The sequence below is a fragment of the Psychrobacter sp. 78a-MNA-CIBAN-0178 genome (assembly GCF_040309625.1).
Lineage (GTDB): Bacteria > Pseudomonadota > Gammaproteobacteria > Pseudomonadales > Moraxellaceae > Psychrobacter > Psychrobacter okhotskensis.
The window spans coordinates 1-20,584 of sequence record NZ_JBEOOZ010000029.1 but is presented as its reverse complement, the minus strand read 5'-3'; the positions used below and the strand labels follow the sequence as shown (position 1 = coordinate 20,584).

Sequence of the window (20,584 nt, the reverse complement as noted above, 5' to 3'; positions counted from 1 at the left end):
AATTTATCACAAAAAATTATTTACACTTAGAACACTTCCGATAGCACTGTCTAAAATACTACTATCATTTCTAATGGCTGTTGATGACTTATCAGTCCCTAACACCCAACTTTCAAACGGTGATACTAGCAATAATGGCAATTCTTCATCATAAGTGCACACTGCACTAATAACCATTAAACTCTCACGCATCCATGAAGGGATACCCAAGGTTTGATACAGCTTTTTACCGGATTGCGGACGCGACGCCAATGCCGTTTGCACACGCTGCTTGCGATCTAATGCTCTTATATTAAATACTGGCTTCACTACTGTCTGTAACGCATGCTCACCTTTTGTATTGTCTAATAACTGTGCCAATACCTGAGGTAATATCTGCAACTGCCATGTAAAATCAGCACTCGTTCGTAAACAAATCGATACCAAATTATCATCAAATACGCCAGTGCTAATATTGCTAGATAAATTGGCTGGCGCTAACGGTTGAGTTTGTTCATCAAGCGGCATATTCAGCCATGTCAGCCACTCATTGCTCAGCCGATAAAGCTGCTGGCGGTAGCGCCGAATGCTATAAGACTGCTGGCGACCTTGCCAAAAAAGAATGGTTTGGTGATCGTTATCATTGCGCTCAGCTAGGTTTAGTACCTCATCAACTAACTGCTTAGCCGGCGGTAATGGCTCATCTTGAGCTAGCCAACAGTGCAGTAATTGGCGTTGGCGATAAAGCGGTAGTTTCTGTAGCTCGTCAATATTTAATACATATTGTGCAGGTGGCAGTTGTAACGAGGTAATAGCCGTTTGCTGCATGTCTTGTTCTGCTTGAGCGCTGACCGTCGCTTGCGCGTCACTTAGTAGCTGCGCACTACGAGCAATGTTATCAATGACGTTGGGGTTATATTTTGCTAATACTGGCATAACGTCTTGACGTAATCCGCTACGTACATTGTCGCCAGCGTCATTGGTCGGGTCGTCGATATAGGGCAATTTCAGACGCTGAGCATAGGCACTAATACTGGTACGCTGGACGGTCAGCCAAGGTCGCCACAATATATTTCGCCGCCTACCTTGCGTCTGTAGATGCCATGGCTGCATACCCGACAAGCCATTCACCCCAGCGCCTTGAATCAACCGCATCAGTACCGTTTCTGCTTGGTCATCGGCATGATGCGCTAAGAGCAACACATCGTCTTGATTGAGTTGCGCTCGCATAACGTCATAGCGCGCTTGCCTAGCGGCTTGCTCATCATGACCGTCTACTTGCGCTGATAAAATCCGACAAGGTATCTCTTGAGCCTCCGCCCATTTCGCCACATGCTTCGCCCAGATGCCACTGTCCACTTGTAGACCATGATTAACATGCAGTAATTGCGGCAAAAATGGCAATTTACCGTGTCGATAGAGCTGCACACATAACGCCGCAAGTGCCAAGGAATCGCGACCACCACTACAAGCCAGCCAAAGTCGGCGACCGTGTAGCCGTTCGCTATATTCAGCCAAACTGGTTAATAACGCCTCAGCCAAATAAGTATCAATTGGCTGCTCAGCTATTGGCTCAATAGTATATTGGAGGATTGCGCTGCTGGTCATAATTCATCTTATTTATTGAGTTACTATAGTCAAGATATCCTAAAAACGCGACGGTATTGCTGATATCAATTTTTGTAGCCTCTGTCTGCGCAGGCACGGCAAGCAAGAAAAATTAATATCAGCAGTGCATCATGGTTCGATATTACTTTTCACTGACTATATATACATTATTAATGCAGAAGTTTGTTGGCACAAAAAAACGCGCCATAAAATGACACGTTTTTATTTTAGCATTTTTTGTTTTAACATTAAGGATAACTATCTAATATCAAAAGCTGAGCGTTAAATACTTAATAGGTGCTCAATAATAAATTGACCTTACTCTAAACAAGCCCAATCTAAAAAAGCACAATGCCAACCTATTAAGCAGGCAACATTACTTCTGAGTTAAAGGTTTTTAGCTTCTCATAACGCAGCTCGCAACGCTCCTGCGCATCCAAATCCTTGATCTCATCTAACTGCTCAGCAATGAGTGCTTTCAAAGCCGTCATGACTGGTTGTGGCTGAATATGAGCGCCCTCGCCTTCATCAATCACTGCATCAATTAAGCCCATTTGATAGAGATTAATGGCATTTAATTTTAAGGCTTCACTGGCATCTTGCGCTTTTTCGGCTGTTTTCCACAGGATAGAGGCACAGCCTTCCGGAGAAATAACTGAGTAAATGCTATTCTGTAGCATATTGACCTTATCCCCAACGCCAATCGCTAACGCGCCACCTGAGCCACCTTCACCGATAATGGTCACGATAATCGGCACTTTTAGGCTAGAAAAAACCGCAATACTCTCAGCAATGGCTTGCGCCTGCCCGCGCTCTTCGGCACCAATACCCGGATAGGCGCCTTGGGTATCAACAAAGGTCATCACCGGAATATTAAAACGTTCCGCCATCTTTACCAAGCGAATGACTTTGCGATAGCCTTCAGGATTGGCCATACCAAAGTTATGGGCGATACGCTCGCGCGTGCTGCGACCTCGATGCTGACCGATAACCATCACTGGCATACCGTCAAAGCGCGCAAGGCCACCCAGAATCGCTTTGTCATCGGCAAACGCACGATCGCCATGCAATTCATCAAATTCGGTAAACAGCTGATTAACATAGTCCATAAATAATGGACGCTTGGCGTGCCGTGCAAGCTGCACACTATCCCAGACAGTGCTCATAGACCTTTCCCTTTAATAATTATATTTAACAATAGCATCGTTATCGGTTTATAGATAATAAAAGTACAGTTGTAAACTCAATAGAAGCTATAGTAGCACATCTTAAATGCCATGACATTACTGACAAAGCCGCTTTTGTTACGTTAATCTGTAGCTTACTCATCACAATAGTAACGACTCAATGCTAGCGCTCAGCACTTATGCCTCGACCACGCTTAGTGTCACGCCCCACTTGGCAAACTGCTCGACCTCATTATGTAAATCTGATAATAAGAACGCATAATGCTCATTGTTATCCGTCACTGTGATTTGCCAACATTTGGTATCAACGACTTGAAGCTGCAACGTTGGTAGTTCGTTATCGCTACGGCTGTGATGCGCGAGTACGGCTAACCGTAACAATAAGCATAAATACACCAGCGAATCACCGCCAATAGTACCAGTCTGCTCTAACATATCCGATTTGAGCTTGCGGCGATGATTGAGCATCAGCTGCGCCATACGCTTTTGATCTACTTGTGAAAACCCAGGAATATCAGAATGTTCAAGTAAATACGCGCTGTGCTTGTGGTAGCTACTATGGCTAATGGCTAGGCCTATTTCATGCAAAAACGCTGCCCGCCTGAGCAAATCGCCATCGTCGCTACTGAGTGATAGCTTCGCCTTCACCTGTTCAAACAAATTGCGACTGGTTCTTACTACTTGTTTGGCTTGTTTTTTATCGCCTGAGTAGCGTTTAATAAGTGCCAGCACACTACGGTCACGCACGTCTTCACTGGCAAAGCGCCCCAACATGTCATACATAACGCCTTCGCGTAGCGCGCCATCTGAGTAAACAATGGTCTCAATGCCCAGCACCTTCATCACCGCCCGTAGCACCGCCACGCCTGCGGGGAAGACGGCTTTACGATGCTCCTTGACGCCTTCTAATTCGATGTCATTGACATTGCCAATCTTAATCAATAATTTTTCTAGTTTTTTGACGCCTTTATAAGTAATGCGTTCTTGCTCATCCGCCCAGCCTTTAGAGACGAGGACGTTACGCACCGCCTTAATCGTGCCACTAGAGCCAACCACACTACTCCAACCGGTTTTTTGGTAGCGACCATTAATCGCTAATACTTCTTTGCGCGCGCCTGATATCGCATTGTTAAACGCTTCTTTGGTAATTTGCCCATCATCAAAATATTTTTTGGTAAAGGCAACACAGCCCATCTGTAAACTTTCGGTCAATAGCGGATCGAACTCTTGACCAATGATGAACTCGGTCGAGCCACCGCCGATATCGATGACCAAACGCTTATCGCTACTGGCGTTGGTGTGCGAGACGCCCAAATAAATTAGACGCGCCTCTTCTCGTCCAGCGATGATTTCGATCGGCTTGGGTAAGATTTTATTGGCCCGAGTGATAAAGTCATTGGCATTCTTAGCTTGGCGCAAGGCATTGGTCGCCACCACACGAATACGCTCAGGTGGTACTGAATCAAGACGCGCAACAAACCGACTTAGACATTCAAGTCCTCGCTGTTCAGCCGCCGCGCCCAATATATTATTCTCATCCAATCCTGCTGCCAACTGCACCTTTTCGGACATCGAAACCACTTTTCGCACCTCACCGTGGTCAAGACGGGCAATGGCTAAATGAAAGCTGTTGGAACCAATATCAATGGCTGCCATCATTTCATCATCGGCGATCGGTGGGTTTGCTAGGTAGTCATTAGGCATAGGATATATCGTTACCGTGTTAGATAAAAAGGATAGGATATTTGCTGAAAAATAAGAAAACGGATAGATAAAAAACACAGCTCACTGAGCGAAACACAGCGAGTTTTGCCATTAAAGCATTTATGCCAAATAGTGGCAAGTAAGACGCAACCTTGGCTAGTACCCGATGACAACACAGACAAGTAGCCCACACTTGACGCTTGTGTTACTAATGGCGATTTGCTACATTAAAAATCATGAATATTGTAATAAAGAACAAACACTTACTTATCAAGCATAAGTTTTAATGAATTAAAAAATCTCTCAATGATTTGCCCTAATGCCTGTTTTCGATAGACGATTAGCAAGGAAGCTAAAAATGAATCAAGTTGCCACACAAAACACTACGAAATATACCGACGCTGCTACTATCGGCACGGCCAAAAAGGACATCATGAAGACGGTCAGTCCAACGAAGCCAAACTTTTATGATTTTTATTTGGATGAACATCAAAATATGGCATGCCGACGACTGCATTTTGCAGGCAGTAGTTTTGGCTTATTAGGCTTGGCAAAGTCGGTCAAAACCCGTTCGCCAAAACCATTACTCAAAGGCATCGCTGCAGGCTACGCTTGTGCTTGGGTCGGGCATTTCTTTTTTGAGAAAAACAAGCCCGCCTCTTTTAAATTTCCGCTAAAAAGCTTTGCCAGCGATTTTCGTATGTATAGCGACGTGCTACGTGGTAATGTAAGTTTAAAAGATCGCAAATTTGATAAAGCACGATAAAGCTAAGTTTATGATTAATATAGATAAAACATAAAAAACTGGACTGCCAAAATAGCAATCCAGTTTTTTAGCTTTAATAAAATGCTGATTTAGCGTAAGGATTTACGCAATATTTTACCGACTGCGGTCTTAGGCAACTCATCGATAAACTCGTATGACTGCGGGCGTTTATAGCCAGTCAGACGTTCACTGGCAAAGGCTGCCAGCTCCTCAGCCGTTAAGCTCGAATCTTTTTTTACTACAAAAGCTTTGGGTACTTCACCGCTATGCGCATCTTCAATTCCGATGACCGCCACCTCGAGCACTTTTGGATGCTCAGTCAACGCTGCTTCTACTTCGTTAGGATACACGTTAAAGCCTGACACCAATATCATGTCTTTCTTACGATCAACGAGGGTCAAAAAGCCTTGTTTATTCAGTAGCCCAATATCACCTGATTTAAAGTAGCCATCATTAGTAAAGGTATCGCTATTGTCTTGGCGCCAATAACCCTGCATTACTTGTGGCCCTTTGATACCGACTTCTCCCGGCGTTCCGATAGCACATGCTGAGCCATTGTCGTCTATGATTTTGATATCCATCATAGCGAGCGGTAGACCGACGCTACCATTAAAACCATCTATACCTGGTGGGTTAAAAGAGATAACTGGCGCGGTCTCCGACATGCCATAACCTTCGTTGATAATCATGCCAGTGCCTTGTTGCCATTGATCAGACACTGCTTTGATAATCGCGGTGCCGCCCCCGATAGATAAGGCCAAGCGACTAAAATCAAGGCTAGCAAATTTTGGATGATGCAGCATCCCAATGAATAAGGTATTGACCGACGGAATGACATGCGGACGATGCTGCTCGATGGTCTTGACCAGCCCATCAATATCACGCGGGTTGGTGACCAGTATGTCTTCCCAACCACCATAGATGCCGAGCAGACCACAAACGGTGAATGAGAAAATATGGTACAGCGGTAGCGGATTGAGTATTTTAATCTGCTCACTGCGACCTGTTTCAATCGCACTGCCAAACATCGCATAACACTGACAGACATTAGCCATCACATTATAGTGTGTGAGCATCGCGCCTTTTGGCTTGCCAGTCGTGCCACCCGTATACTGTAACAAGGCTAAATCTTCGCGCGTGATAGTAACGGGCTTATATTGCTCAGCGTGGCATGCACTCATAATGTGGGCAAAGCTGACACTATGTACTGAAGTATTGTTTGTAGCGCTATCGTCTGTGGTTGTGCGAACACTGTTTGCTTGGCTATTAGTTATGTTTGCTGTCTGGTCGATGCGCGTCAGTAAGGCGATATCGTTATCGGCAGGTTCGGCATTGGGGTCTACGGAACAATGTACGACCAAGGATAATTGCGCTTTTACCTCTTCATCGAGCTGATCGTAAGCGGCTGTCATCCCATCAAGGACGATCAATCCGCAGGCTTGAGAGTCAGTCAGCTGATGCGCCAATTCATAATGGGTATACATCGGATTGACATTGACCAATACCGCGCCTGCCCGTAGACAACCGAGCAATGCCACCGCGTACTGCAATATATTTGGCAGCTGTACGGCAATTCGTGCCCCTTTTTCGATATTTTCTGCTTGTAGAAAGGCAGCAAAACGGCGGCTAGCAATATCTAGTTGGGCAAAGGTTACTGTGGCTGTTCCCATACTAAAAGCCACCGACTCACTATGCTGCTCAATTTTTGGTTGTAGTAAATCCAGCAGATTGTGCTTACCTTCTAACACATCCAAGTTATTTTTTAGTCCATATTGCTCATAGGCGGCTTGCCACAATGGAGGAACCGTGGCGCTAGGCGAGTTATTTTCAAAGCTATTACTCATTAGGTCGCGTCCTTGCTCAGTCATTATCATTAGCCTCAGAATAGCACAACTTATTGTCTGTTTTATAGATGGGCAATCATGGCTTCTTCTGCATGCCCGCCATTTTTAGCCTATTTAGTCACTTCCATCCAGAGTCAGGACATACCCTAGCCATAAAAAAACCAGCACATTGGCTGGTTTTTATTTTAAAAGTTTAAAACTTAGTTTTTACGATGATGAATATTTAGATTATGCGTTGGCCATTTCTGCAAATATCTCATCGGCAGCTTTGATTGATGCCTCGATGTCTGCATCGCTATGCTTGATAGACATAAAGCCCGCCTCATAAGCAGAGGGTGCCAGATAAATACCGCGATCGAGCATACCGTGAAAGAAAGTATTAAACACGGTCATATCGCACTCTGTCACATCATCAAAATTCTTTGGCGTTTCGGTTGCACTGTCTTTGACAAAGAACATGCCAAACATGCCGCCCAATTTATTGGTACGCATATTAATGCCATGTTTGTCCGCAGCTGCTTGGAAACCATCAACTAGATGGTCTACTTTCGCTGCTAATTCATCATAAAACCCGTCTGTCGTTAAGTCTTCAAACATAGCAATACCGGCACGCATCGCCAGTGGGTTGCCTGATAATGTGCCGGCTTGATAGACACCGCCGAGTGGCGCAATACACGACATAATGTCTTTTTTACCACCGAAAGCGCCAACGGGCAAGCCTGCACCGATAATTTTACCAAAGCAAGTTAGGTCAGGGTCGATACCGAAATGCGCTTGTGCACCGCCAAGTCCAACACGAAAGCCCGTCATAACTTCATCAAAGATAAGCACTGAACCGTTGGCAGTACACTCTGCACGCAAGGTATCATGAAACTCTTGGCTCGGAATGACCATATTCATATTGCCAGCGATCGGCTCCAAGATAACGCAGGCAATTTCATCACCCCATTTTTCAAAGCAGTCTTTAATCGCTTGTGGGTCATTATAAGGAATCGTAATCGTGTGCTTAGCGAAGTCTGCTGGCACGCCTTTTGACGTTGGCTCACCGATATCAAGCATACCTGAGCCTGCTTTTACCAATAAGCTGTCTGAATGTCCATGGTAACAACCTTCAAATTTGACGATTTTGTCGCGCTGGGTATAACCACGTGCTAGACGAATGGCACTCATGGTCGCTTCTGTGCCTGAGCTGGTCATACGAATCATCTCAACGCTCGGGACGATTTCACAAATTTTATCTGCAACGGTGGTCTCAAACGGTGTTGGGGTACCGAAGCTTAAACCATCATCAGCCGCTTTTTTGACTGCATCAATTACTTTTGGATGCGCATGACCCAAAATCATTGGACCCCAAGAGCCAACATAATCGATGTAAGCATTGTCTTCGGTATCATAGATTTTGCTGCCGTTAGCACGGTGCATAAAGATAGGTGTACCACCTACTCCTGCAAAGGCACGGACTGGCGAGTTGACGCCACCTGGAATGTGTTTGCGTGCTTGCGCAAATAGCTGTTCGTTTTTAGTGCTCATAGTTATTCTCTATTATTTTATTAACAGTAAATTCATTTTTTTATTAAAGTTGTTTAAGCCTTTTTAACGACCGAAGACTTAAGCTTCATTGGACCGTAGCCATCAAGTTTACAGTCAATATCATGGCCGTCAGTAGCATCTGGCAATAGACGAATGCTTTTCGCCTTAGTGCCTACTTTAATAATGACTGAAGAGCCTTTGACCTTTAAGTCTTTAATGACAGTAACTGCATCACCGTCTTGCAACTCGTTACCAACTGCATCACGAATGACGGCGTCTTGGTCTGCAGCTTCAGCCGCATCTGTTTCAGCCGCCGTCCATTCATGAGCACACATCGGACATATCAGTAACGCACCATCTTCGTACGTATATTCAGCATCACATTTTGGGCAATTTGGTAAGCTCATAATTTCCTCAGCAGCCATCATCATTTAGGTTTATTCTAGACCCAGCCTAGACCCTAGCCTAGTTATATCATTGTACCGCAACTCGCGCCCTTTAACCAATTGGCACGGTTGAAAATTGGGGACTGCACCCAATCTAGACCTTAACCGTAGCGTTTTTTATAGCAGTGTTTTTTGTGGTACTCTTCTTAGCCTCATATAGTTTTAACACCTAAATATTTAGAATAAAATTCCATTATAAGGATAGTAACAATGACTCAGTCTTCAAATGTATCGGCTTTGCCGCAGTTTGCACAATTAACCTTACAGGGCGAGGATGCCGAAAAATTCTTACAGGGTCAAATCACCACTGATGTAACCAAAATCGGCCTCAGCTACCAGCCCACAGCGCTTAGTAATATTAAAGGGCGTATTGATTTTGGTCTTTGGATAAAAAAACAAGACGAAAATCAATTTGATGTGGTCGTTAGTGCCGATTGTGTTGAATCCTTCCAAGCACATTTAAAAAAATACGGTGCTTTTTTCAAGTTTGAGACCAGCGCGCCAACGCCAATTTATCCTTGCGTGATTGGCGATGAGCCGACCTTTAGTCATAAGGATGAGCATAATACTGCTGAAGATACTCAAGCTTGGATGCAGCACAGTATCGAAAACGGTAACTATTGGATCGTGGCAGCAACACAAGGCGAGTTTCAGCCGCAAGAGCTGCGTCTGCATCAGCGCGGTGGTATGGACTACGATAAAGGCTGCTATCTAGGTCAGGAAGTCATCGCTCGCATCTATTTTAAAGCGGCACCCAAAGCATTTTTACATTATGTAAAAGGCTCAGGTGATGTCCCAGCAGCAGGTGACAAGCTAGAGAAAATTCAGATAGTCAATGCGATTGCCACTGCCGAAGGCTTTGAGGCATTAGTGGTTGCCCGTCCTGAGCATTTGGCCGATAGCGAGCTTACGATATTAGACTTACCGCCAGCACTACAAGCGGATGTGGCGCGCCAAAAGTAACCCAAAACCCAAAACAGTAAGCACTATTTAAAGCACTTTTACTAAAAACGCAGCAGAGCAATCTATGACCCATATTGCGGTACTCGGAGCGGGTGTGGTGGGCGTAACCAGCGCCTGGTATCTTTGCCAAGCAGGCTACGATGTGACCGTCATTGAGCGTGAGCCAGCCGCCGGTATGCAAACCTCCTTTGCCAATGGTGGGCAGATATCGGTTTCGCATGCGACCCCTTGGGCGAATCCTGCCACACCAATGAAGGCGCTTAAATGGCTGTTTCGCGAGGACGCACCATTGCTCTATCGCTTGCGTGCTGATAAGGCACAGCTCAAATGGGCCATGCAATTTTTGCAAGAATGTCGTGCTGAACGAGCCGATGCCAATCTGGTACAAATGGTGCGTTTGGGTCTGTATTCACGCGATGCTTTGCAGCAACTACGTGCTGACATCGGTATCAATTATGAGCAGCAAACGCGCGGCATCATGCATTTTTATACCAACCAAGCAGAGTTTGACGCTGCTATTGCGCCAACAGAGCGTATGCAAGCGCTGGGCTGTGAGCGCCATGTCATCGACATTAATAACGCGGTCAGTTTGGAGCCAGCACTTTACCCTATTGCCCATAAGCTCACGGGCGCAACCTATACCAGCCATGATGAATCGGGTAACGCGCACTTATTTACTCAGCGTCTAGCTGAGCGTTGCGCCGATGCTGGCGTGCAATTCTTATATGATACGGAAGTGTTGGCGTTAAACGCAGACGCCAACTCTAACAGTCCACATATCCATAGTATTATCATTCGTCCCAAGGGTGAAAACGCGCAAACTTTTAGTGCTGATAGCCATGTGCTAGCCCTCGGTAGCTATAGCGTGTCATTACTAAAACCTTTGGGAATACACGCACCCATATTTCCAGCCAAAGGCTACTCAGCCACTTATCAAATCAATCCTCGCGCCCCGCATCTCGCTCCCTTTGTCAGCCTCATTGATGACGAGTTTAAGTTAGTAACCTCACGCCTTGGCGATAAATTACGCGTCGCAGGAACGGCTGAATTTAACGGCTATAATTTGGACTTAAATAGTACCCGCTGTGAAGCGATTACTCGCCGTGTGCAGCAACTATTCCCGAAAGGTATCATTGCCAATTCTGTGCAATATTGGACGGGGCTACGACCGATGACCCCTTCTAATGTGCCATTAATTGGGCGCGCGCATAGCGGTCAAGTGCGGCATGGCAGTCATAATACGCACGCGACTTTTGATAATCTATGGCTAAATACGGGGCATGGCACGCTTGGTTGGACTCATGCTTGCGGTTCTGCAAAGGCTATTAGCTTATTGATGCAAGGCGAGACGCCGCAGGTAGATTTTGATTTTATTGGTCTAAAAGTATAAAAAAAGGCACTAATATAAGTACCTTCTTCATTTAAACTAAAATTTTTAAAGTTATTTTATGCCGCACTAGTAGATTCAACCTTAGCATCAGTCGTGTTCAAATCAACCCCTTCTAGCTCGATTGCTTCTAGCTGTACTGGTACACCATTGACCGCTGCATTACCACTTAGCTGATCGATTAACGTATCGTCCGTCAAGTCGTTAACACTAACGCCAGCATGCGCTTGCGCGATTTTCTGCTTCACGCCTTTGCGCCCATGACCCCAACCATGAGGAATACTAACCACGCCCGGCATCAGCTCATCCGTCACTTCTGCGACGATCGTCACGTGACCAACGCGTGAGGTAACTTTCACCTCTTGACCATCTTTAATACCATAGTTTTCCGCTGTTTCAGGATGCAGCATCAGGGTACAGCGTGGTTTGCCTTTGACCAAACGATGGCTATTGTGTAGCCACGAGTTGTTGCTACGCACATGGCGACGACCAATCAATAGAATCTGTTTATCATTATATTGCTCCATCATATCTTGTACACGCTCTAGATCCGCCTGATAAAAATCAACGTTAAGATGAATCTGCTGGTCTTTATGTTTTAACGCTTGCGGCAGCATCGTTTTTAGTGGCCCAAGATCCATACCATGGGGATGTTTCTTTAGTTTCCTCAAACTCATATGGTAATAAGGCCCACGCTTTAAGCCTTGATCGAGTATTATTTTTGGTCCTAACGTCTTTACCAATCGACGCTCAACTTTGGTCGCCAGAGGGGCTTTTTTATCCAGTCGCTCTGCTAATTCTAGGTAGATTTGCCAATCGTGTTTGGCATTTTTTTGCTTAGCAAATAACGCTGGAGAGTATTTAGCGACGTTGTGCACCGCAAAACCATTAAAGGTGACGTCATAATGATCACGCTCTAGCGGTGATACGGGTGGCAAAATAATATTGGCGTGGCGACTGGTTTCTGTCACGAAATAATCAAATGAAACCATAAAGTCCAACTTTGCTAAAGCTTCATCTAGTTTTTCACCGTTCGGAGTGCTGAGCACCGGGTTGCCTGCGACAGTGATAAAGCCTTTTAGCTGTCCTTCGCCTTCCACGAGCATCTCATCTGCCATCGCAACCACGGGGTAATCGCCATTAAAATCAGGCAAATTGCTGACGCGACTGTGGCGCTTACCTAAATAGCCGGGGCCAGAGTTATTCACCAGATCGACCGCCGGATTAGGGAACATCAAACCACCCACTTCATCTAAGCGACCGCTGACGATATTGATTATCATAGACAGATACTGACTTAATAAGCCGAACTCTTGCACCGATATGCCCATACGGCCATAGCAGACTGAGCTTTCCGCTTCACAAAACTCTTTGACGAGGCGTTTGATTTCAGGTGCCGTAATACCAGTAATATCAGCAACTGACTCTGCGGTATAGGTTTTAGCAAAGTCTGCGAGTCGTGAAATTTCTGGCGTTAGAGCCGCCGCCCTATTATCAATCTGTGCCTTATCCGCATAGCCTTGTAGATAGATTTCGTTGAGCATTGCTAGCAGTAATAAGACATCGGTCGCTGGACGAATAAAATGGTGCTCGCTAGCAATATCTGCCGTTTCTGTGCGCCTTGGATCAATCACCACCACCTTGCCATCACGGGCTTTGATATCTTTTAGCTTCTGGCGCATATTGGGGGCAGTCATAATACTGCCGTTAGATGCCAGCGGATTGCCGCCAATAATCAGCATATACTGGGTACGATTGACATCGGGTACTGGGATGCGCAGCATATGACCAAAGAGATGCATGCAGACGATATGATGCGGTAATTGGTCGATTGAGGTGGCAGAAAAACGACTGCGCGTCTTTATACTGGTTAATAAGTGCTTAACGGTCAACATCCCGCCTAGGTTATGCACGTTGGGGTTGCCCAGATAGATACCGAGCGCATTTTTACCATATTTTTTTTGTACCGTTTGGACGCCCGCTGCTACTTTATCTAGCGCTTCAGGCCAGCTGATTTCCTTCCAGCCATTCGCCGTTCTCTCAACGGGTTGACGCAAGCGATCAGGATCTTCATGCAAATCTTGCAAAGCCGTCGCTTTCGGGCAAATATAACCTTGCGAAAAAGGGTCATCTTTATCGCCTTTAATCGATAGCACCTTATCGCCATCGTGTTTGATGACGATACCGCACATCGCCTCGCATAGGTTACAAGTTCTAAAATGGGTTTGCTCATTGTTTTTGGTTGGCTCATTACTCATCGTCGTGCTCCCTATTATTTTTTATCCGCGTTTTTGCTATGTAAATTCCGTTTAAATCTTTTTATAAATTGGACTGCCTTGATGATTAGCCGCTCATTTCTTGCCATTCTGTGGTAAAGAATTGACTAAAAAGCGCATCGAAATTTGTGCTTAACATCGAGATAGCTTGCTGTCTGCTATAACGCTGCTGATGACAGCCAACTATTAATTCATGGACTTGAGCGGCGGCGATATCGACACAAAGATTGACTTCCGAGCGTTCAAAAGAACATCCAGATAAGGACAATCCTTTTATAAATATTGCCGTCCACTCTTCTTGTATTTCGGTCATTAAATTGCCTAAACCCTTATCCAATAGGCTGTTATTTTCTTGGGCTGGATTTTTTGAATCGCTAGTTAATAAACATTCATTCAATAAATCTTGCTCTTTTATACTTGGGGCAAAGCGCAGACGGTCTTCGAGCAAACGCTGAAATAAAGCAATATTCTGAAATGCTGCATCAAAAATCATATTTAAGCAGTGCTGACAACGCTCATTGAACTGCGCTTTAGTTAATCTAGGATAATCCTTTAGCATATCAATCCACGCCATACGCATGGGCGATAAATAGTTCTCCTTAAGCTGAGCACCCAGCTCTTGTTGCAGCGCCTCTAAGCTCGCAAAATGATTGTAAAAACTCGGCTGCGCGATGCCTGCGCCCTTGGCCACTTTATTCATACTCATGCCACAAGCACCTTCCACACGATAGAGCTGCAAGGCACTTTTTAGGAGCGCGCGTCGTGTCTTGGCTTTTGCCAGCTCACGCTTTGTTTCAGTTGTTGCACTGTCATCTGCACTGATGAAGTCTGTTTTAGCATTTGCCTTCAATGTTGACCTCGATTTATATTTTAAAATGACTTACGGGAATAATTACTACATCGACTATAAGACTATAGTCATTTAAACTATAAGTCTATAGCTTAAATTTTTAGTACAAAGTTTTTAGAAAAAGAGGGTTATAAAAACCTCCCCAAAACCACATGCAGTCGTTTCAAGATAAGTTGGATACAAGAAAGGCTCGCTAAGTCTTAGCAATAACAGACTGAGCAAGCCTGACACTGCACGCCATTTATATAGAATCGACTTATATAGAATTGACGATACTTAGGATTTATTATGACATCAGCCGTTTTCTCTCCTTTTACCTTGCCATGTGGCGCTGTGCTGCCAAACCGCTTAGCCAAAGCCGCTATGGAAGAAAACATGGCAGATAAAGGGCAAATCCCCGGTCCTACTATTTTGCGCCTATACCAACGCTGGGCGGAAGGCGGTACTGGGTTACTGATTACTGGTAATGTTATGGTTGATGGCCGAGCAATGACGGGACCTGGTGGCATCGTATTAGAGAAAGACAGTGATTTAGCACCCTTTCAAGCATGGGCGCAAACGGTTAAAAAGAACCATAGCCACATTTGGATGCAAATCAATCATCCGGGTCGCCAAGTCTATGCAGCTATGGGAGGCGATGTGTTGTCACCTTCTGACGTTTCCCTTGATTTAGGAAAGCACTCTCATCTGTTTGGCAAGCCTTGTGCCATGACCCACGAGGATATTGAGCAGCTGGTTCAACGCTTCGTCGATACCGCTGCCAAAGCTGAACAAGCGGGCTTCGATGGTGTGCAAATTCACGGGGCTCATGGTTACTTGATATCACAGTTTTTATCGCCGTTGACCAATAAGCGCACTGATGAATTTGGCGGTTCAATCGAGAATCGTATGCGCTTATTAATTTCGGTGATTAAAGCCGTCCGTGCCCAAGTCGCCCCTAGCTTTGCGGTATCAGTCAAATTAAATTCGGCTGATTTTCAACGTGGTGGCTTTGATGCTGATGATGCCAAAGCTGTTGTTTTAGCGATGCGCGGGCTTGGTGTTGATTTGGTTGAACTGTCGGGTGGCAGCTATGAGAGTCCGGCGATGCAAGGTACAACGGCAGATGGTAGAACCTTACAGCGAGAAGCCTACTTTTTAGCGTTCGCCGCCGAGATTGCACAAGTGGCCAGCATGCCGATGATGACTACTGGTGGGGTCAGGCGTTTAGCGGTAGCAGAATCCGTATTGGCTCAAGGTATCGATATCGTCGGCATGGGCACTGCGCTCGCCATGAACCCATCTTTGCCCAATGATTGGCAACACAATGAGCAACTAAGTGCGCACGACCCAGCCGTACGCTGGAAAGACAAAACCTTGAGCGCTATCGCCACCATGGCGGTCATTAAGCGTCAGCTACAACGCATGGGGCAAGGAAAAACACCTAAGACCAATGCCTCGCCACTATTTTCGTTAATTAGCGACCGCATACGCTTAAAGAAATTAACAAAACGTTATCAAGATTATTTGGCTAAGTAGCCTAAATCGATTAATAACCACAGTAAAAAGCAGACGCCATTTTATTAATAGCGCCTGTTTTTTATTTGCCTATACGAATATAGGGTTCGCGTTATTGAGAAAGCACGCTCATTTTTATTTTTCAATAAACCCTTTCTTAATTCATTTACCTATTGCACTGATAAAACCCCTGCTTTATTACACAAAGATGGTCTCCATAACATAGCCATGCAGATTGCTATCATGAAGTAACACTCTAAACATTGCGCATACAGACAGCCGAATTCTTGACGCCTATATTAGATACATCAGCTAGCTTGTTTTTATAAATTTTTTATAACGACTCGACGAGTTCTTATTAAACAAGAGCTTATCAAGTAAAACGGTCATTAGAAAAAAGCTACTGAATAAAATGTTAAGAAAGGCCAGATGGGATAAATGTCTTGATAAACAAATAATCAAAAAAGGAATATAACAATGAACGAACATACTCTAAAAGGCGAATGGAACCAAGTGAAAGGCTCAGTAAAACAAAAATGGGCTGATCTGACTGATGATGATTTAACCCATATCGAAGGTAGCCGCGATAAGCTGGTCGGTCGTGTACAAGAGCGTTATGGCCATGCAAAAGAAGATGCTGAACGTGAAGTAGATGACTGGCGTCGCGAAAACAAATACTAAGTTATCAGTCAAATAGCGAACAATGCTATTGATGATTTAATTCGATGATCTAATAAGTCAAAAAACCGCATAAATCTTATGCGGTTTTTTTGTTAGCAGCCATTTAACGCTTTATACACTACTCAATAACGTATCTAAAAAAGGTTGAATAAAAAACTCTTAAGCTCTAGACACGATAAAACCGCATAGCAATTGATTGTTATGCGGTTTTATTGTTAACCATCCATGTTACCTATCACGACTGTAATCTATGCATCCTTGCATAACGTTCAGTGTGTTGCGATATCGGGCATCCTGCCCTGTTTACTACCGTTATTAGCATTAATAATGCTACTAGCAAAGGTTATGTATCCTTTCTTCGTTCACTATTATCATCCTGACGCTAGTAAACGAATCATTATCCTTAATGCGGTCAACTCAATCCTTGAGTTACATTCCCTTATGCCGTGTATGTATAATGCCTAATTCTCACTCCGATGTTAAGTCGCGTAAACGTCATTGTGTGTAAGCATATGCTTACACGAGAACCTGATAACGATTTTATTGCTATTTTCAAATCAGCATTTCCCCAAAAATACCGACCAAAAAGCCGAGCGTTGCCCCAAGCGAGGTCAGATAACTCTTATCCAGCTTACTGGCAGGAATGATATCTTGGATAAGTAGATATAAAATACCCCCACTCGCAAAAATCATAAGATGGGCGGTAAGATTAGGATGCTCGCTCAATAAAAAATGCCCGATCAGCGCAGATATAACGCCAAAAAAACTGAGTCCAAAAAAGATGGTCAACGTCCTTTTAACACTAAAACCGCTCTGCACCATATCACGAAAGGCATTGAATGACTCTGGAAGGTTTTGCAGACCAATAAACAATGCTAATAATAGCGACAGCTGCGGTTCAATCGCGAATACCGCTCCTAGCGCGATGGACTCCGGTACAAAGTCCATCATCATAGCGAGTAAGGTTGCCTGCTGACTATTCGATTCAGCCAACTTACGATCCAGCAGCATAAACAGGATGGCCCCTGATAAAAATGAGCCTGTGACACCCCAAACACTCAATACCTCCATACCCTTTGGCAATAAAACGAATGCCAATGCCGATAAAATAATACCCGCACCGAACGACATCGAGGTATGAATAAATTCATATTTGACTGGGCTGTCTGTGACATGGTGGTCAAAAACATTGGCCAATAAACCGCCTATAAACACGGTTATACCTGCAAAAGCTGAAAACAAAATAAGCTTGAATAGCATTTATGGTTCCTTTTCATCGCTACCATTCAGAGATATGCTGCTTTGTTAGCTAAGTGATCAATTAAGCGATATATCATTAAACGGGCAATTACAACTTATTAACGCAAATGACACTTAACATCAAGTTTTGTGTCTTATCATAGATAATGTAAGAAAATATTTCTAGCCATCAGATAAATAAGAAAGTCAGTTAGTCATGCAATTATTACTTCTGCATTTATAAAGGCTACCAAGTGACATAGACATCAACCACATGACGCTGTTAGATGTGAAAAGCAATCCGGTAATTATTAATCCAAAAATATCGTAGGAGATTTTATCATGAAGATTTTGCAGCTATTTTCATTGAAGACAGCGATGTCTGCAGGCCTTTCGCTTACCTTGCTAGGCACGATGGTCGGTTGTACCGTCGTTGGTCCAGGCTATGACAATCAGTCCGTCTATCGCGGTGATAAGGGTTACAGCAATGCTAACTATAACCGCGTTAGCCAACAGCTGCGCAACGATTTACGTCGTAAAGGGTATCAGGTCACGGACATCAGATCTGACCGTTATCGCGGTAATCGATTGCTCACAGCCTATGCCAAAAAGAACAATCAAGCCTACGAGCTCAAGTATACCTACCCTGATTTAAGGCTTATCAGCTCAAACAGGCAAGACTGGTCGAAAAAACGCGACGATGACAGGTATGATAACGACCGTGATTACGATAAGCACGACTATGATAAAAAAGGTAAGTATAAAAATAAAGGTAAATACAAAAAGAACAATAAGTATAAAAACAAAGACAAATATAAAAACAACTGGTGATACTGATAAAGCCAATGTCAGTGAAAACAGTAATCCAGTTAAATTTGCATAGGTTCAATTGATAGATTTCAGACAATGTATCGCAGTTTATGGAAAAGTAATGCCAAGTCTGCTTTAGTGCGTCTAAAAGTAACATTGTGGCATCGTCAACCGATTGATGCCTACGGTCAAATAAGCCAGCCCTTGGTTTGTTTGGCCATTTTTTATAACACTGTCAAAAAACTTGAACTTGATAAGAGGATATTATGAATATCACAACCCTACTAAAGCCAACCATTGCCACCGCTATGGTCACAGCGTTAATGATAACGACAGGTTGCGTCACTGCCCCCGGCTACAATGCGTACGGCGACCTTTACGAGGACGTTTATAAAGACAGTAAAGTCTATAAGAAGCATAAAAAAGCTATCAAAAACGTTGATAAAGAGCTTTATCAACCAGCTATCGAACAACGAGCCGCCAATAAAGTCAGTAATATGGGCTACCGTGTCAAAGACGTCAAATATAAAAGAGGCGATAGCAAAATAAAGGTAAAGGCCACACGTGGTAGTAAAGATTATAAAATAGAACTTGGCTATCCAGGCTATCAAGTAATTAAGATAAAATAAGCCTAAACCACTGCTAATAACCTACCTTTAAAGCTCAAAAGTCTAGCACTTCGATGACATCATAGGCAGGCGTCTCATAAGGGTGCGCCTGCTTTAGTGCTTCAATGACTTGAGCAATATTAGCAGTAGCAACCACCATCTCAACTCGCCACTCATCAACTTTTTCGAGCTTATCTTGCGCGCCAATATGCGGATCACTGCCTGCCAGCGGCATAAACTGCCCCACCCCTTGTACTTGCCAGCAGCAGCACTCGTAATTGCCAATCGTACCAGCGCCTGCTGCAAACAAAGCAGACTTAACTGGCTCTAATGCTGCTTCGGGAACAAAAACTGTCAATTTGTACATAGTGTTACCCTTTGTTTTATCTATTAGTATGAAAGAGCAGCTCTATTACCATCAGAGAGTAGCCATCGTTTTATTTTTTTGACAGTGAAGGATGGTCGCTCCAGATATAGCGCAATAGCCAGTTTTTGGCATCGCCAGCGTAGTCAATGCCGATACGAGGACGCAGCGATACCGGTGGCTGACAGCCATCATCTTCGAGCCAAACTGCTGACTCCACACTGATAGATTTGCCATTTAACGCGCGATCAATTTGTAAGCGCTTCGTTAATTTGCCAGGACCTGCCATCTGGGTTGGATGAGTAAGTTGCTTATTCGTGCTCAGAAGCTGTTCTTCCATCAAACGATCACTATCGTCGGTCAAAAATCCAGCCCGTATTAATACCGACTCAGGAGACTCTTCTCCACCGCTGACCAGATTGAGCATATGATGCACACCGTAAGTCAGATAGACATAAAACATGCCGCCTTGCGCATACATAATTTCAGTACGAGCCGTTCGGCTACCCGCATGCGAATGACAAGCAGGGTCGTCCTTACCGATATAGGCTTCGGTTTCTGAGATACGCATGCGCAAGATTTTCACTGTGCCATCGGTATCCGTTAACTTTCTACACAGTACTTTGCCAATCAAATCAGCGGCGACCACACAGGTTGGTCGAGTAAACCAACTAGGGTCTAAAACAGTTGATGAAGCAGTAGACATTAGCAAAACCTTTTCTTATTTTTATCATCTAATTGACATGACCAAATATTAATAAACAAGTATCTTGGATTCAACATTGAAGTGCAACGCACCCGAAGCTAGATTTTACCTCAAGAGGCGTTCTAAACCCTAGCACCTT

18 protein-coding genes are annotated in these 20,584 nt (G+C 44.3%); 7 read left to right on the top strand and 11 right to left on the bottom strand.

The genetic code is table 11. The features are described from left to right. Positions 1 to 6 precede the first annotated feature (6 nt). The 3 genes from tilS to ppx all read right to left on the bottom strand — a co-directional run bounded on the left by tilS (position 7) and on the right by ppx (position 4,478). Positions 7 to 1,587 carry a tRNA lysidine(34) synthetase TilS gene (tilS, locus tag AAEY80_RS12580; protein WP_201577355.1) on the bottom strand — a complete coding sequence of 527 codons (1,581 nt, stop codon included), beginning with the start codon at positions 1,585 to 1,587 and terminating at the stop codon, positions 7 to 9. A 362-nt stretch (positions 1,588 to 1,949) separates the two neighbouring features. Beyond that, a complete protein-coding gene (locus AAEY80_RS12575; protein WP_173239550.1) occupies positions 1,950 to 2,753 on the bottom strand; it encodes an acetyl-CoA carboxylase carboxyltransferase subunit alpha in 804 nt (267 codons plus the stop codon). 198 nt (positions 2,754 to 2,951) lie between these two features. Next, positions 2,952 to 4,478, bottom strand: a complete 1,527-nt coding sequence (gene ppx / locus AAEY80_RS12570; protein WP_201567053.1) for an exopolyphosphatase — start codon at positions 4,476 to 4,478, stop codon at positions 2,952 to 2,954. Between the two features lie 433 nt (positions 4,479 to 4,911). Between ppx and AAEY80_RS12565 the strand changes: the two genes are divergently transcribed. Continuing rightward, positions 4,912 to 5,244, top strand: a complete 333-nt coding sequence (locus tag AAEY80_RS12565) for an Mpo1-like protein (protein WP_227502370.1) — start codon at positions 4,912 to 4,914, stop codon at positions 5,242 to 5,244. Positions 5,245 to 5,333: 89 nt separating this feature from the next. Here the strand turns inward: AAEY80_RS12565 and AAEY80_RS12560 are convergent, their stop codons facing one another. The 3 genes from AAEY80_RS12560 to AAEY80_RS12550 all read right to left on the bottom strand — a co-directional run bounded on the left by AAEY80_RS12560 (position 5,334) and on the right by AAEY80_RS12550 (position 9,025). Then, the gene (locus AAEY80_RS12560; RefSeq protein WP_350588406.1) at positions 5,334 to 7,088 is read right to left on the bottom strand and encodes an AMP-binding protein; all 1,755 of its coding nucleotides are present in this window, start codon (positions 7,086 to 7,088) and stop codon (positions 5,334 to 5,336) included. 228 nt (positions 7,089 to 7,316) lie between these two features. Beyond that, positions 7,317 to 8,618: a glutamate-1-semialdehyde 2,1-aminomutase gene (gene hemL, locus AAEY80_RS12555; protein WP_201578135.1), complete on the bottom strand. Its 1,302-nt coding sequence runs from the start codon at positions 8,616 to 8,618 to the stop codon at positions 7,317 to 7,319. A 53-nt stretch (positions 8,619 to 8,671) separates the two neighbouring features. Continuing rightward, the gene (locus AAEY80_RS12550) at positions 8,672 to 9,025 is read right to left on the bottom strand and encodes a zinc ribbon domain-containing protein YjdM (protein ID WP_025651854.1); all 354 of its coding nucleotides are present in this window, start codon (positions 9,023 to 9,025) and stop codon (positions 8,672 to 8,674) included. A gap of 249 nt (positions 9,026 to 9,274) precedes the next feature. Here AAEY80_RS12550 and ygfZ point away from each other — a divergent pair, with 249 nt between their 5' ends. Then, on the top strand, positions 9,275 to 10,027 hold the full coding sequence (gene ygfZ / locus AAEY80_RS12545; RefSeq protein WP_201578136.1) for a CAF17-like 4Fe-4S cluster assembly/insertion protein YgfZ: 753 nt from the start codon (positions 9,275 to 9,277) through the stop codon (positions 10,025 to 10,027). Between the two features lie 64 nt (positions 10,028 to 10,091). Beyond that, on the top strand, positions 10,092 to 11,417 hold the full coding sequence (locus AAEY80_RS12540) for a D-amino acid dehydrogenase (protein WP_350588405.1): 1,326 nt from the start codon (positions 10,092 to 10,094) through the stop codon (positions 11,415 to 11,417). A 56-nt stretch (positions 11,418 to 11,473) separates the two neighbouring features. Here AAEY80_RS12540 and AAEY80_RS12535 read toward each other — a convergent pair whose 3' ends face one another. After that, complete coding sequence (locus tag AAEY80_RS12535) at positions 11,474 to 13,672, bottom strand: molybdopterin oxidoreductase family protein (RefSeq protein ID WP_350588404.1); 2,199 nt, start codon at positions 13,670 to 13,672, stop codon at positions 11,474 to 11,476. 85 nt (positions 13,673 to 13,757) lie between these two features. Next, positions 13,758 to 14,540, bottom strand: coding sequence for a TetR/AcrR family transcriptional regulator (locus AAEY80_RS12530; RefSeq protein WP_025651850.1), 783 nt, complete (start codon positions 14,538 to 14,540; stop codon positions 13,758 to 13,760). A gap of 288 nt (positions 14,541 to 14,828) precedes the next feature. On the opposite strand from AAEY80_RS12530, the gene AAEY80_RS12525 reads away from it, so the two are divergent. Together AAEY80_RS12525 and AAEY80_RS12520 are read left to right on the top strand one after the other, a co-directional pair. Continuing rightward, complete coding sequence (locus AAEY80_RS12525) at positions 14,829 to 16,058, top strand: NADH:flavin oxidoreductase/NADH oxidase family protein (RefSeq protein WP_201567074.1); 1,230 nt, start codon at positions 14,829 to 14,831, stop codon at positions 16,056 to 16,058. Between the two features lie 456 nt (positions 16,059 to 16,514). Further along, entirely contained in the window at positions 16,515 to 16,718 is a 204-nt protein-coding gene (locus tag AAEY80_RS12520) for a CsbD family protein (protein ID WP_101211315.1), read from the top strand. Positions 16,719 to 17,270: 552 nt separating this feature from the next. Here the strand turns inward: AAEY80_RS12520 and AAEY80_RS12515 are convergent. Beyond that, positions 17,271 to 17,978, bottom strand: a complete 708-nt coding sequence (locus AAEY80_RS12515; protein ID WP_025651847.1) for a ZIP family metal transporter — start codon at positions 17,976 to 17,978, stop codon at positions 17,271 to 17,273. A gap of 321 nt (positions 17,979 to 18,299) precedes the next feature. Here AAEY80_RS12515 and AAEY80_RS12510 point away from each other — a divergent pair, with 321 nt between their 5' ends. Then, positions 18,300 to 18,788 carry a hypothetical protein gene (locus AAEY80_RS12510; protein WP_201577917.1) on the top strand — a complete coding sequence of 163 codons (489 nt, stop codon included), beginning with the start codon at positions 18,300 to 18,302 and terminating at the stop codon, positions 18,786 to 18,788. Between the two features lie 245 nt (positions 18,789 to 19,033). Next, positions 19,034 to 19,396, top strand: coding sequence for a hypothetical protein (locus tag AAEY80_RS12505; protein WP_201577915.1), 363 nt, complete (start codon positions 19,034 to 19,036; stop codon positions 19,394 to 19,396). Positions 19,397 to 19,430: 34 nt separating this feature from the next. Here the strand turns inward: AAEY80_RS12505 and AAEY80_RS12500 are convergent, their stop codons facing one another. Beyond that, positions 19,431 to 19,742, bottom strand: coding sequence for a YqfO family protein (locus AAEY80_RS12500; protein ID WP_173239562.1), 312 nt, complete (start codon positions 19,740 to 19,742; stop codon positions 19,431 to 19,433). Between the two features lie 70 nt (positions 19,743 to 19,812). Next, positions 19,813 to 20,445: a DNA-3-methyladenine glycosylase gene (locus AAEY80_RS12495; protein WP_201577913.1), complete on the bottom strand. Its 633-nt coding sequence runs from the start codon at positions 20,443 to 20,445 to the stop codon at positions 19,813 to 19,815. Positions 20,446 to 20,584 lie beyond the last annotated feature (139 nt).